12 protein-coding genes are annotated in these 12,440 nt (G+C 71.8%); 7 read left to right on the forward strand and 5 right to left on the reverse strand.

Going from position 1 to position 12,440, the window contains the following annotated elements:
* Positions 1-18: 18 nt before the first annotated feature.
* From AC07AZ_RS24170 to AC07AZ_RS24180, 3 genes are read right to left on the reverse strand one after another with little or no spacing between them, the layout of a single operon-like run.
* Complete coding sequence (locus AC07AZ_RS24170) at positions 19-528, reverse strand: MarR family winged helix-turn-helix transcriptional regulator (protein WP_478851052.1); 510 nt, start codon at positions 526-528, stop codon at positions 19-21.
* A 21-nt stretch (positions 529-549) separates the two neighbouring features.
* Positions 550-912 carry an MTH1187 family thiamine-binding protein gene (locus AC07AZ_RS24175; protein ID WP_478851054.1) on the reverse strand — a complete coding sequence of 121 codons (363 nt, stop codon included), beginning with the start codon at positions 910-912 and terminating at the stop codon, positions 550-552.
* Entirely contained in the window at positions 909-1,256 is a 348-nt protein-coding gene (locus tag AC07AZ_RS24180; RefSeq protein ID WP_478851056.1) for a DUF3817 domain-containing protein, read from the reverse strand. Before AC07AZ_RS24180 ends, AC07AZ_RS24175 begins: the two co-directional genes overlap by 4 nt.
* A 227-nt stretch (positions 1,257-1,483) precedes the next feature.
* On the opposite strand from AC07AZ_RS24180, the gene AC07AZ_RS24185 reads away from it, so the two are divergent.
* The 4 genes from AC07AZ_RS24185 to AC07AZ_RS24200 all read left to right on the forward strand — a co-directional run bounded on the left by AC07AZ_RS24185 (position 1,484) and on the right by AC07AZ_RS24200 (position 4,137).
* Positions 1,484-2,116, forward strand: a complete 633-nt coding sequence (locus AC07AZ_RS24185) for an AIM24 family protein (RefSeq protein ID WP_478851318.1) — start codon at positions 1,484-1,486, stop codon at positions 2,114-2,116.
* Position 2,117: 1 nt separating this feature from the next.
* Positions 2,118-2,768: an AIM24 family protein gene (locus AC07AZ_RS24190; protein WP_478851058.1), complete on the forward strand. Its 651-nt coding sequence runs from the start codon at positions 2,118-2,120 to the stop codon at positions 2,766-2,768.
* Positions 2,769-2,770: 2 nt separating this feature from the next.
* Positions 2,771-3,568 (forward strand): AIM24 family protein, encoded by a 798-nt coding sequence (locus tag AC07AZ_RS24195; RefSeq protein WP_478851060.1) that lies wholly within the window; start codon positions 2,771-2,773, stop codon positions 3,566-3,568.
* A 92-nt stretch (positions 3,569-3,660) separates the two neighbouring features.
* Complete coding sequence (locus AC07AZ_RS24200; RefSeq protein WP_478851062.1) at positions 3,661-4,137, forward strand: MarR family winged helix-turn-helix transcriptional regulator; 477 nt, start codon at positions 3,661-3,663, stop codon at positions 4,135-4,137.
* A gap of 277 nt (positions 4,138-4,414) precedes the next feature.
* Here the strand turns inward: AC07AZ_RS24200 and meaB are convergent, their stop codons facing one another.
* On the reverse strand, positions 4,415-5,374 hold the full coding sequence (meaB, locus tag AC07AZ_RS24205; protein WP_478851064.1) for a methylmalonyl Co-A mutase-associated GTPase MeaB: 960 nt from the start codon (positions 5,372-5,374) through the stop codon (positions 4,415-4,417).
* A 41-nt stretch (positions 5,375-5,415) separates the two neighbouring features.
* Entirely contained in the window at positions 5,416-6,618 is a 1,203-nt protein-coding gene (locus tag AC07AZ_RS24210; RefSeq protein WP_478851066.1) for an acetyl-CoA C-acetyltransferase, read from the reverse strand.
* Positions 6,619-6,770: 152 nt separating this feature from the next.
* Here AC07AZ_RS24210 and mce point away from each other — a divergent pair, with 152 nt between their 5' ends.
* The 3 genes from mce to AC07AZ_RS24225 all read left to right on the forward strand — a co-directional run bounded on the left by mce (position 6,771) and on the right by AC07AZ_RS24225 (position 12,416).
* On the forward strand, positions 6,771-7,211 hold the full coding sequence (mce, locus tag AC07AZ_RS24215; RefSeq protein WP_478851068.1) for a methylmalonyl-CoA epimerase: 441 nt from the start codon (positions 6,771-6,773) through the stop codon (positions 7,209-7,211).
* A gap of 208 nt (positions 7,212-7,419) precedes the next feature.
* Positions 7,420-11,301, forward strand: a complete 3,882-nt coding sequence (gene scy / locus AC07AZ_RS24220; RefSeq protein ID WP_478851070.1) for a polarized growth protein Scy — start codon at positions 7,420-7,422, stop codon at positions 11,299-11,301.
* A 182-nt stretch (positions 11,302-11,483) separates the two neighbouring features.
* Entirely contained in the window at positions 11,484-12,416 is a 933-nt protein-coding gene (locus tag AC07AZ_RS24225; RefSeq protein WP_478851072.1) for a cellulose-binding protein, read from the forward strand.
* Positions 12,417-12,440 lie beyond the last annotated feature (24 nt).

Below are 12,440 nucleotides of genomic sequence, written 5' to 3' on the forward strand. Positions count from 1 at the left end.
CGGCGCCGGCCCGTGCGCTCACTTCTCGTCGAAGTCGTGCGCGGCCACCCGCAGTGGCCTGAGCATGGCGAAGAGCTCGGCGCACTCCTCGGCGTCGTACGCCGCCAGCCCGAAGTCCATCGCCATCAGGTCGCGGGTGGCGGCCTCGACGACCTCGCGGCCCTTGCCGGTGATGCAGGCGAGCGTGCCGCGCCCGTCGTTGGGGTTGGGCCGCCGGGCCACCAGACCCGACTTCACCAGCCGGTCCACGGTGTTCGTCACCGAGGTCGGGTGCACCATGAGCCGCTCGCCGATCTTGGACATGGTGAGCTCGCCCGCCTTGGAGAAGGTGAGCAGCACCAGCGCCTCGTAGCGCGCGAAGGTCAGTCCGTACGGCTTGACGACCGCGTCGACCTCGGCGAGGAGGATCTGGTGGGCGCGCATGATGGAGGTGATCGCGGCCATGGACGGCACGTTTCCCCAGCGCTGCTTCCAGAGCTCGTCGGCGCGGGCGATGGGGTCGAAGGGAAGGCTGAGCGGCTTCGGCACGGCACCGACCTTACCGGCCGGTCACATGCTGGTCAGCCCCGTCTCGCCTTTCGGTCCGCCGGGGTCCGCCGGGCCGTGTCGGAGGGGGTCGGGACCGGCGAGATGGCGCTCGACGGTCGCCACCTTGGCGGTGAGTCCGTCCGTCACGCCGGGGCGGATGTCCGCCTTGAGGACCAGGGAGACCCGCGGGGCGCGCCGCTCGACCGCCGCGACCGCGCGCCGTACGACGTCCATGACCTCGTCCCACTCGCCCTCGACCGAGGTGAACATCGCGTCGGTGCGGTGCGGCAGGCCCGACTCGCGGACCACGCGGACGGCGTCGGCGACGTACTCCCCCACCTCTTCGCCGACGCCGAGCGGGGTCACGGAGAAGGCGACGATCATGAGGTCTTCACCGCGGCCTCGGCGCGGGCGCGGGAGGCGATGACGGCGTCCTCGGCCTCGCGCCGCAGCCTGCGCTCGGCGAAGAAGCCGCCGGTGGGCAGGACGGAGAGGACGAAGTACAGGGCGGCCGTGCGCTGCGGCCACCTCGTGCGGTTCCAGGCGTCCGCCCAGAAGATCACGTAGAGGACGAAGAGGCCGGCGTGGACCCTGCCCATGACGGGCACCGCGTCGAAGTCCGTGGTCCGCTTCAGCACCGAGCAGACCAGCAGGAGGAGGAAGGACACGGCCTCGGGGGCCGAGACCAGGCGGAGGCGGCGGAGGGCGGTGGCGGTCTTGATGTCCACGGGTCACCTTCGGTGGGAGAGCGGCGGGAGGGACGACGGAGGTCGTTTGTGAACACAAGCACAAACGTTCCGCCATTGTGACAAACGGCGGCGCGGCCACGGGGGCGGGGGTCCGGGCCGGTGCCACCCGGCAGCCCGGCGGTCCCCCAGGGGTGCGGTCGGGGTCGGGCTCCGCCCCCGGACCCTGTCCGCGGGCACGCCCGGCGGGCTACCGTCCCTCCGTGGCGATGTTTCGACTTCAAGGCAGCAAGGTGCTGGCCGTCGACATGACCGGGGACGCCGTGAAGGCGAAGAACGGCTCGATGGTCGCGTACGACGGGCAGATGGCCTTCAAGAAGCTCAGCGGCGGCGGTGAGGGCATCCGGGGGATGGTCACCCGGCGGATCACCGGCGAGCAGATGACCGTGATGGAGGTGAAGGGACACGGGACGTGCTGGTTCGCGGACCGCGCCTCGGAGATCAACCTCGTGGGCCTCCAGGGCGACACGCTGTACGTCGAGTCGAGCAACCTGCTCGCGACCGACGCCGGCCTGCGCACCGGGACCACCTTCACCGGCCTGCGCGGGGCCTCGCAGGGCAACGGGCTGTTCACGACGACCATCGAGGGGCACGGCCAGGCGGCGATCATGTCGGACGGGCCGGCCGTGGTGCTGCGGGTCAGCTCGCAGTACCCGCTGACCGTCGACCCGGGCGCCTACATCGCGCACCAGGGGAACCTGCGGCAGTCCTTCCAGTCCGGGGTGACCTTCCGCACGCTGATGGGCGAGGGCGGCGGCGAGGCCTTCCAGATCCGCTTCGAGGGGGACGGCCTGGTGTACGTGCAGCCGAGCGAGCGGAACACGATCGCGGGGGACGTCTGAGATGGCTCTGCGCGAGATCAACTCCAAGATGGTCGAGGCGACCGTCCTGCCCGGTCAGCGGATCTTCAGCCAGCGCGGCGCGATGCTCGCCTACAGGGGCGAGGTCTCCTTCACGCCCAACATGCAGGGCGGCCAGGGCGGGGTCATGTCGATGCTCGGCCGCCGGGTCGCGGGCGAGGCCACCCCGCTGATGAGCGTCGAGGGCAGCGGCACGGTCCTGTTCGGGCACGGCGGCCACCACGTCCAGGTGATCAACCTCAGCGGCGACACCCTCTACGTGGAGGCGGACCGGCTGCTCGCCTTCGAGGGCACCCTCCAGCAGGGCACGATGTTCATGGGCTCGCAGGGCGGCGTCATGGGCATGGTCCGGGGCCAGGTCACGGGACAGGGGCTGTTCACGACCACCCTGGGGGGCCAGGGCGCGGTGGCCGTGATGGCGCACGGCGGCGTCTTCGAGATCCCGATCACCCCGCAGCGCCCGGTCCACGTCGACCCCCAGGCGTACGTCGCCCACCACGGGGACGTGCGCAACAAGCTGTCCACCGCGCTGGGCTGGCGCGACATGGTGGGCCGCGGCTCCGGTGAGGCGTTCCAGCTGGAGCTCAGCGGCAGCGGCGCGGTGTACGTCCAGGCCTCGGAGGAGAAGCTGTGAGCATGTACGGGGCTCCGGGCGGCGGCCCGACGGTCTACGACCCGACGACCCTGCCGGTCGACGACAACGTCAACAACTACACCTTCTGCGTGGAGCTCAAGGGGAGCCAGTGGTTCCTGCAGAAGGGCAAGATGATCGCCTACTACGGCTCGATGGAGTTCAACGGCATCGGGCACGGGCGGCTGGACCGTCTGGTCCGTACGTCGTTCCATTCGCCACTGCACGCGAGCGACTGGGTCGTGGCGGAGGGCTCCGGCAAGATGCTGCTGGCCGACCGGGCCTTCGACGTGAATTCCTATGACCTCGACGACGGCAACCTGACCATTCGCTCGGGCAATCTGCTTGCTTTTCAGCCAACTCTGGCACTCAAGCAGTCGATCGTGCCGGGATTTCTGACACTGATCGGAACCGGCAAGTTCGTGGCCGCGTCGAACGGTCCGGTGGTGTTCATGGAACCCCCGATCCGGGTGGACCCGCAGGCCCTCGTCGGCTGGGCCGACTGCCCCTCTCCGTGCCACCACTACGACCACGGGTACATGACCGGCCTCATGGGCGGTCTACGTGCGCTGACGGGCCTCGGCGGGGCCTCCGGGGAGGAGCACCAGTTCGAGTTCGTCGGGGCGGGCACGGTACTGCTCCAGTCGTCCGAAACCCTGATGGCCGAGCAGGCCACGGGGGCGGTCGCGCAGCAGGCCGGGGTACCCGGTGGCGGCGGGGGGCCCACAGGCCACCCACAGCAGGCAGGCGCACCGCGCCTTCCCGGACAGCTGGGGGACCTCCAGCGTCGCTTCGGGCTGTGAGCGGTAGTCTGCGGAGTGTGACGTCGAACGTGTGCGCGCCGTCACGCCACCCTCACTAGTTCGCCTTTCAACATTTTAGGTAGACTTCATTCATGGAGACCGAGACGGCCACGCGCTGGCTGACCGATGCGGAGCAGTGCGCCTGGCGCACCCACCTGGAGGTCAACAGGCTGTTGACGTACCAGCTCGAAAAGGACCTGCAACCGTTCGGCCTGACGATGAACGACTACGAGATCCTGGTCAATCTGTCCGAGTCGGAGGACGTACGGATGCGGATGAGCGACCTCGCCTCCGCCACGCTCCAGTCCAAGAGCCGCCTCTCCCACCAGATCACCCGCATGGAGAACGCGGACCTGGTCCGGCGGGAGAACTGCGAGTCCGACCGCCGCGGGCTGTACGCCGTGCTCACCGAGCGCGGCATGGAGACCATGCGGAAGGTCTCGCCGCATCATGTGGCGTCGGTGCGGAGGCACTTCATCGACCTGCTGTCGCCCGAGGCCCTGGCGGAGCTCGACAAGGCCCTCAAGCCCGTCGCGGAGCACCTGCGCGGCCACCGGGGCCGACCCTGACGCCGTGACCGGCTCGGCACGGCCACGGGTCTCGTCCAGGACCCTGACCGGGTCCGGTCCGAGACCCTGACCGGCACCCGCGCGGGCACCGGAACCGGTCCAGGACCCCGACCGGCACCAAGTGGGCACCGGAACCGGTCTTCGGCCGTGACCGGCACCGCGCAGAGGCCCCGGGAACGGGGCGTATCCCGGCCGGACGAGCGGTGGGCGGAGCCTCGCACAGGGCTTCGCCCACCCGGGACGACCGGCGGCACACCACCGCCGGTCATCGCGCCCCTCAGGTGCCCTCGGTCAGCCCCGCCACCAGTTCGTCGGCCGCCCGGTAGGGGTCCAGCCGCCCCGCCACGATCCGCTCGGCCAGGCTGCTCAGCCGCCGGTCGCCATGCAGGTCCCCGATGCGCTCCCGCAGGGCCGTGACCGCGATCGTCTCCACCTCGCGGGCGGCGCGGGCCGCCCGGCGCTCGGCCAGGATGCCCCGCTCCTCCATCCACGCGCGGTGCTTCTCCAGGGCCTCGACCACCTCGTCGATGCCCTCCGACCGCGCCGCGACCGTCTTCACGATCGGCGGGCGCCAGTCCCCCGGCCCCCGGGACTCGCCGAGGCCGAGCATGTGGTTCAGCTCACGGGCCGTCGCGTCGGCGCCGTCACGGTCCGCCTTGTTGACGACGTACACGTCACCGATCTCCAGGATGCCCGCCTTGGCCGCCTGGATGCCGTCGCCCATGCCGGGCGCCAGCAGCACCACGGAGGTGTCCGCCTGGGAGGCGATCTCCACCTCCGACTGGCCCACGCCCACCGTCTCCACCAGGACCACGTCGCAGCCCGCCGCGTCCAGGACGCGGATCGCCTGTGGGGCGGCCCAGGCGAGACCGCCCAGGTGACCGCGGGTGGCCATCGAGCGGATGTAGACACCCGGGTCGGAGGCGTGCTCCGACATCCGCACCCGGTCGCCCAGCAGCGCCCCGCCGGAGAACGGCGAGGACGGGTCGACGGCCAGGACGCCGACCCGCCTGCCCTGCCTGCGGTACGCCGTCACCAACGCCGAGGTCGACGTGGACTTGCCGACGCCCGGCGACCCGGTGAGGCCGACGACGTAGGCGTTGCCGGTCAGCGGCGCCAACGCCGCCATGACCTCCCTGAGTTGCGGGGACGCCCCCTCCACCAGGGAGATCAGCCGGGCCACGGCCCGCGGCCGGCCTTCCCTGGCCTGGGCCACCAGGGTGGAGACGTCCTGCATCACAGCTCCGTTCACTAGCAGTCGGGTACCGGAAAAGCGTCTCAGGCCCTGGCCACCCGCACGATCAGCGCGTCGCCCTGACCGCCGCCGCCGCACAGGGCGGCCGCGCCGACCCCGCCGCCGCGCCGCTTGAGCTCCAGCGCGAGGTGCAGGACCAGGCGGGCGCCGGACATCCCGATGGGGTGGCCGAGGGCGATGGCGCCCCCGTTGACGTTCACCTTTTCCGTGGACACGCCGAGGTCCTTCATTGACTGGACGGCGACCGCGGCGAACGCCTCGTTGATCTCGATCAGGTCGAGGTCGGAGACCTCCAGGCCCTCCTTCCTGAGGGCGTGCAGGATCGCGTTCGACGGCTGCGACTGCAAAGAGTTGTCCGGACCCGCGACGTTGCCGTGCGCGCCGATCTCCGCGATCCAGTCCAGACCGAGCTCCAGCGCCTTGGCCTTGCTCATCACGACCACGGCGGCCGCGCCGTCCGAGATCTGCGAGGCGGAACCGGCGGTGATCGTGCCGTCCCGGGTGAACGCCGGGCGCAGCTTGCCGAGGGACTCGGCCGTCGTGTCGCCGCGGATGCCCTCGTCCTTGCTGAAGACGACCGGCTCACCCTTGCGCTGCGGGATCTCCACCGGGGTGATCTCCGCCTCGAAGAGGCCGTTCTTCTGGGCGGCGGCCGCCCGCTGGTGGCTGAGCGCCGCGATCTCGTCCTGCTCGGGGCGCTTGATGCCCAGGCGCGTGTTGTGCTTCTCCGTGGACTCGCCCATGGCGATGTTCTCGAAGGCGTCGGTCAGACCGTCGTACGCCATCGCGTCGAGCATCTCGATCGCGCCGTACTTGTAGCCCTCACGGGACTTCGGCAGCAGGTGGGGGGCGTTGGTCATGGACTCCTGGCCGCCCGCGACCACCACGTCGAACTCGCCGGCGCGGATGAGCTGGTCGGCCAGCGCGATGGCGTCGAGGCCCGACAGACACACCTTGTTGACGGTGAGCGCCGGGACGCTCATCGGGATGCCGGCCTTGACGGCGGCCTGGCGGGCCGGGATCTGCCCCGCCCCGGCCTGGAGCACCTGGCCCATGATCACGTACTGCACCTGGTCGCCGCCGATCCCCGCACGGTCGAGGGCGGCCTTGATGGCGAAGCCGCCGAGTTCGGCTCCCGAGAAGGACTTCAGCGAGCCCAGCAGTCGTCCCATGGGCGTCCGGGCGCCCGCGACGATCACCGAGGTAGTGCTGTTCGTTCCAGACATGAGGTGCGATCCCCTTCCAGCTTGCACAGCCGAGAAGTGAGTGAACGAGGGTTTACTTCGAATGTACTGAGCGGTAGACCATCGCGTCACCCGGCCGTCGGTGTGATCGCGCGCACGTTGCGTAACCACCTCCGGAGCGCTGCACTGGCAGCATGCTGACGCGAATCGACCACATCGGAATCGCCTGTTTCGACCTCGACAAGAGCGTCGAGTTCTACCGGGCCACCTACGGCTTCGAGGTGTTCCACTCCGAGGTCAACGAGGAGCAGGGCGTGCGCGAGGCCATGCTCAAGATCAACGAGACGTCCGACGGCGGGGCTTCCTATCTGCAACTTCTGGAACCCACCCGGGAGGACTCCACCGTCGCGAAGTGGCTCGCCAAGAACGGCGAGGGCGTGCACCACATCGCTTTCGGTACGGCGGACGTCGACGCGGACGCCGCGGACATCCGCGACAAGGGCGTACGCGTTCTGTACGACGAGCCACGACGCGGCTCCATGGGGTCGCGGATCACCTTCCTGCACCCGAAGGACTGCCACGGCGTACTGACAGAACTGGTCACTTCGGCGCCTGTTGAGTCACCTGAGCACTGACCCTCGTACATATGGGCCGGTAGGGTTGGGGGCGGTCGCCGCTCCGAGAGGGCGACCGCGGGCCGGGGTCCGGGTTTCGGGGGACGAGTCGGGGCGGCAGCCCGTGCTCCGCCGTTGATCTGACACCATTCCCCGGGGGCCCCGTTCGGGCGTATGGACGGAGCTCGTTTGGCCATACTTGCGACCAGGGGACGGATGGGACCGCGCAGTGCGGGGCTACGAACGCCAGGAGCGAGAGCCGGCGGCTGACGTCGACCACCTCTCTCGGTTCGAGGCCGAGATGGATCGGCTGAAGACCGAGCGGGAAAAGGCGATCCAGCACGCCGAGGACCTCGGCTACCAGGTCGAGGTGCTGCGCGCCAAGTTGCACGAGGCGCGGCGCACCCTCATGTCCCGACCGGCCTACGACGGCGGCGACATCGGCTATCAGGCCGAACAGCTGCTCCGTAACGCCCAGATCCAGGCCGACCAGCTGCGGCTGGACGCCGAGCGGGAGCTGAGCCAGGCGCGGTCGCAGACCCAGCGCATCCTCCAGGAGCACGCCGAGCAGGCGGCCCGGCTCCAGGCGGAGCTGCACCAGGAGGCGGTCACCCGCCGGCAGCAGCTGGACCAGGAGCTCGCCGAGCGCCGGCAGACCGTCGAGTCGCACGTCAACGAGAACGTGGCGTGGGCCGAGCAGCTGCGCGCCCGCACCGAGCAGCAGGCCCGCCGGCTGCTCGACGAGTCGCGGGCCGAGGCCGAGCAGGCCATGGCCGCCGCCCGCGCCGAGGCCGAGCGGGTCACCGCCGAGGCCCGCCAGCGGCTGCAGAGCGACGCCGAGGCGGCCCGCGCGGAGGCCGAGCAGTTGCTGCGCCGCGCCCGCGCCGACGCCGAACGGCTCCTCAACGCCGCCTCGACGCAGGCCCAGGAGGCCACCGAGCACGCCGAGCAGCTGCGCACCTCCACCGCGAGCGAGTCCGACACCGCGCGCCGCACGGCCCAGGAGCTGAGCCGGACCGCCGAGCAGCGCATCGCGGAGGCCGAGACGGCACTGCGTGAGGCGCGCGCCGAGGCCGAGAAGGTCCTCACCGAGGCGAAGGAGGCCGCCGCCAAGGCGCTCTCCAGCGCCGAGTCGGCCAACGAGCAGCGCACCCGTACGGCCAAGGAACAGGTCGCCCGGCTGGTCGGCGAGGCCACCAAGGAGGCCGAGACCACCAAGGCCGACGCCGAACAGCTGGTCGCCGACGCCCGCGCCGAGGCCGAGAAGATCCTCGCCGAGGCCGCGGAGAAGGCCCGCAGCCTCACCGCCGAGGAGACCGCCTCCCAGCTCGCCAAGACCGCCAAGACCGCCGAGGACGTCCTCAACAAGGCCCAGGAGGACGCCCGGCAGACGACCCGGGCGGCCGCCGAGGAGGCCGAGCGGATCCGCACCGACGCGGAGACCGAGGCCGACCGGCTGCGCGCCGAGGCGCACGACATCGCCGAGCAGCTCAAGGGCTCCGCGAAGGACGACACCAAGGAGTACCGCGCCAAGACGGTCGAGCTCCAGGAGGAGGCCCGCCGGCTGCGCGGCGAGGCCGAGCAGCTGCGCGCCGACGCGGTCGCCGAGGGCGAGAAGATCCGTGCCGAGGCGCGACGGGAGGCCGTCCAGCAGATCGAGGAGGCGGCCAGGACCGCCGAGGATCTGCTGGCCAAGGCCAAGGCCGACGCGGACGAGCTGCGGCAGAGCGCCACCACGGACAGCGAGAAGGTCCGCACCGAGGCCATCGAGCGCGCCACCGCGCTGCGCCGGCAGGCCGAGGAGACGCTGGAGCGCACCCGCAAGGAGGCCGAGCGGCACCGCGACGAGGCCCTGGAGCAGGCCGAGGGCATCAGGAACGACGCCGAGCGGGCCGGCCGTGAGCTGCGCGAGGAGACCGAGCGGGCCATAGAGACCCGCCGGGCGGAGGCCGCCCAGGAGCTGACCCGGCTGCACACCGACGCCGAGGAGCGCCTCACCGCCGCCGAGCAGGCCCTCACCGACGCCCGCGAGGAGGCCTCGCGGATCCGCCGGGAGGCCGCCGAGGAGAACGAACGGCTGCGCGCCGAGGCCGCGGAGCGCATCCGCACCCTCCAGGCGCAGGCCACCGAGGAGGCCGACCGGCTGCGCACCGAGGCCGCGGCGGACGCCTCCGCGTCCCGGGCGGAGGGCGAGGCCATCGCCGTACGCCTGCGGTCGGACGCGGTCACCGAGGCCGAACAGCTGAAGGCGGAGGCCCAGGACAGCGCCGACCGGATGCGGGCGGAGGCGCAGGCCGCCGCCGAGCGGCTGGCCGCCGAGGCGTCGGAGACGCTGGCCGCCGCGCAGGAGGAGGCCGCCCGGCGCCGCCGCGAGGCCGAGGAACTCCTCGGCAGCGCCCGCCAGGAGGCCGGCCAGGAGCGCGAGCAGGCCCGGGAGCAGAGCGAGGAGCTGCTGGCCTCGGCGCGCCGCCGGGTGGAGGACGCGCAGGCCGAGGCGGTCCGTCTGGTCGAGGAGGCCGACCGGCGGGCCAACGAGATGGTGTCGGCCGCCGAGCAGCACGCCCAGCAGGTGCGGGACGCGGTCGCCGGGCTGCACGAGCAGGCCCAGGAGGAGATCGCCGGGCTGCGTTCGGCCGCCGAGCACGTGGCGGGCCGGGTCCGCCGCGAGGCCGAGGAGGAGGCGGGCCGGGTCCGCGCCGACGCCTACGCCGAGCGGGAGCGGGCCGCGGAGGACGCGAGCCGGATCCGGCGCGAGGCGAACGAGGAGACGGACGCCGCCAAGTCGCTCGCCGAGCACACGGTCTCGGAGGCGATCGCCGAGGCGGAGCGGCTGCGGTCGGACGCGTCGGAGCACGCCCAGCGGGTGCGCACCGAGGTGTCGGACCTGGTCGCCGAGGCCGACCAGGCCGCGGCGCGCACCCGGGCGGACGCCCGCGAGGACGCCAACCGCATCCGGTCGGACGCCGCGAACCAGGCGGACACCCTCATCAACGAGGCGCGTTCGGAGGCGGAGCGGCTCCAGACGGAGACCCTCGCCGAGGCCGAGCGGCTCACGACGGAGACGGCGGCCGAGGCCGAGCGGGTCCGCGTCGACGCGGTCACCAAGGCCGAGCGGCTGATCGCGGACGCCGCCGGGGACGCGGAGCGGCTGCGGGCCGAGGCCGCGGAGACGGTCGGTTCGGCGCAGCAGCACGCGGAGCGGGTCAGGGACGAGTCGCAGCGCACCAAGGCGGCGGCCGAGGCGGCGGCGGAGCGTCTGGTGTCGGCCGCGCGCGAGGAGGCCGAGCGCACCCTCGACGAGGCCCGCCGGGACTCCAACAAGCGGCGCTCGGAGGCGGCCGAGCAGGTCGACAAGCTCATCACCGAGACCGCCGCGGAGGCCGACAAGCTGCTCACCGAGGCCCAGCAGCAGGCGCAGCAGACGACGGCCGACGCGGAGGCGCAGGCCGACAGCATGGTCGGCGCGGCCCGCAGCGAGGCCGACCGGCTGGTGTCGGAGGCGACGGTCGAGGGCAACTCGACGGTGGAGAGGGCCCGTACGGACGCGGACGACCTGCTCGTCGGCGCCCGCAGGGACGCCACCGCGATCCGGGAGCGCGCGGAGGAGCTGCGCGAGCGGATCACCACCGAGATCGAGCAGCTGCACGAGCGGGCCCGCCGCGAGGCCGCCGAGACGATGAAGTCGACGGGCGACCGCTGCGACGCGCTCATCAAGGCCGCCGAGGAGCAGTTGGGCAAGGCGCAGGCGAAGGCCAAGGAACTGGTCTCGGAGGCCAACTCGGAGGCCGGCAAGGTGCGTATCGCCGCCGTGAAGAAGGCCGAGGGTCTCCTCAAGGAGGCCGAGACGAAGAAGGCCACGCTGATCCGGGAGGCGGAGGAACTCAAGGCCGAGGCGATCCGCGAGGCGCGGCGCACGGTCGAGGAGGGCAAGCGCGAACTGGAGATCCTGGTGCGCCGGCGCGAGGACATCAACGCCGAGATCTCCCGTGTCCAGGACGTCCTGGAGGCGTTGGAATCCTTCGAGGCCCCGGCGGCGGGCAAGGACGGCGGTGTGAAGGCGGGGGCCACGGTCGGCGCCCCCCGTTCGGGCGGCAAGGCGTCAGACAACTGACGCGCAGGTCGAATTGGGAGCCTTCTGACGCCTTTGAGTCGGTCTTTGGCAAGCCGTCCGCCGGTTAGCCACTCAAAAGGGGTGTCATTCTCCAGATCAAACGCGCATCCGCTCGATGACACACCGCTTCCGGCCCTAGGATTCCACCTATCACCTCACCGGTCTCATTCGACAGGAACCCCATGAGCGACACTTCCCCCTACGGCTTCGAGCTTGTGCGGCGTGGGTACGACCGCGCGCAGGTGGACGAACGGATCTCGAAGCTCGTCTCCGACCGTGACAGCGCTCTCGCCCGCATCACCGCTCTGGAAAAGCGCATCGAGGAGCTCCACCTCGAGACGCAGAACGCCCAGGCCCAGGTAAGCGACGCCGAGCCGTCGTACGCCGGTCTCGGCGCGCGTGTCGAGAAGATCCTCCGCCTCGCCGAGGAGGAGGCGAAGGACCTGCGGGAGGAGGCCCGTCGCGCCGCCGAGCAGCACCGCGAACTCGCCGAGTCGGCGGCCCAGCAGGTCCGCAACGACGCGGAGTCGTTCGCCGCGGAGCGCAAGTCCAAGGCGGAGGACGAAGGCGTCCGGATCGTCGAGAAGGCCAAGAGCGACGCCTCGCAGCTGCGTTCCGAGGCGCAGAAGGACGCCCAGTCGAAGCGTGAGGAGGCCGACGCCCTCTTCGAGGAGACCCGTGCCAAGGCCGCTCAGGCCGCCGCCGACTTCGAGACGAACCTCGCCAAGCGCCGCGAGCAGTCCGAGCGCGACCTGGCCTCGCGTCAGCAGAAGGCGGAGAAGCGCCTCGCGGAGATCGAGCACCGCGCGGAGCAGCTGCGGCTGGAGGCGGAGAAGCTGCGCACGGACGCCGAGCGCCGCGCCCGTCAGACCGTCGAGACGGCGCAGCGCCAGGCCGAGGACATCGTGGCCGACGCGAACGCCAAGGCCGACCGCATCCGTTCGGAATCCGAGCGCGAGCTCGCGGCCCTCACCAACCGCCGCGACTCGATCAACGCCCAGCTGACGAACGTGCGCGAGATGCTGGCCACGCTCACCGGTGCCGCGGTGGCCGCCGCGACGCCGGCCGAGGACGAGCCGATCTCCCGGGGCGTTCCGGCTCAGCAGTCCCGGTAACCATCGGCCGCCGGCTGCCTCCGG

Source organism: Streptomyces sp. NPDC043878 (genome assembly GCF_056435735.1).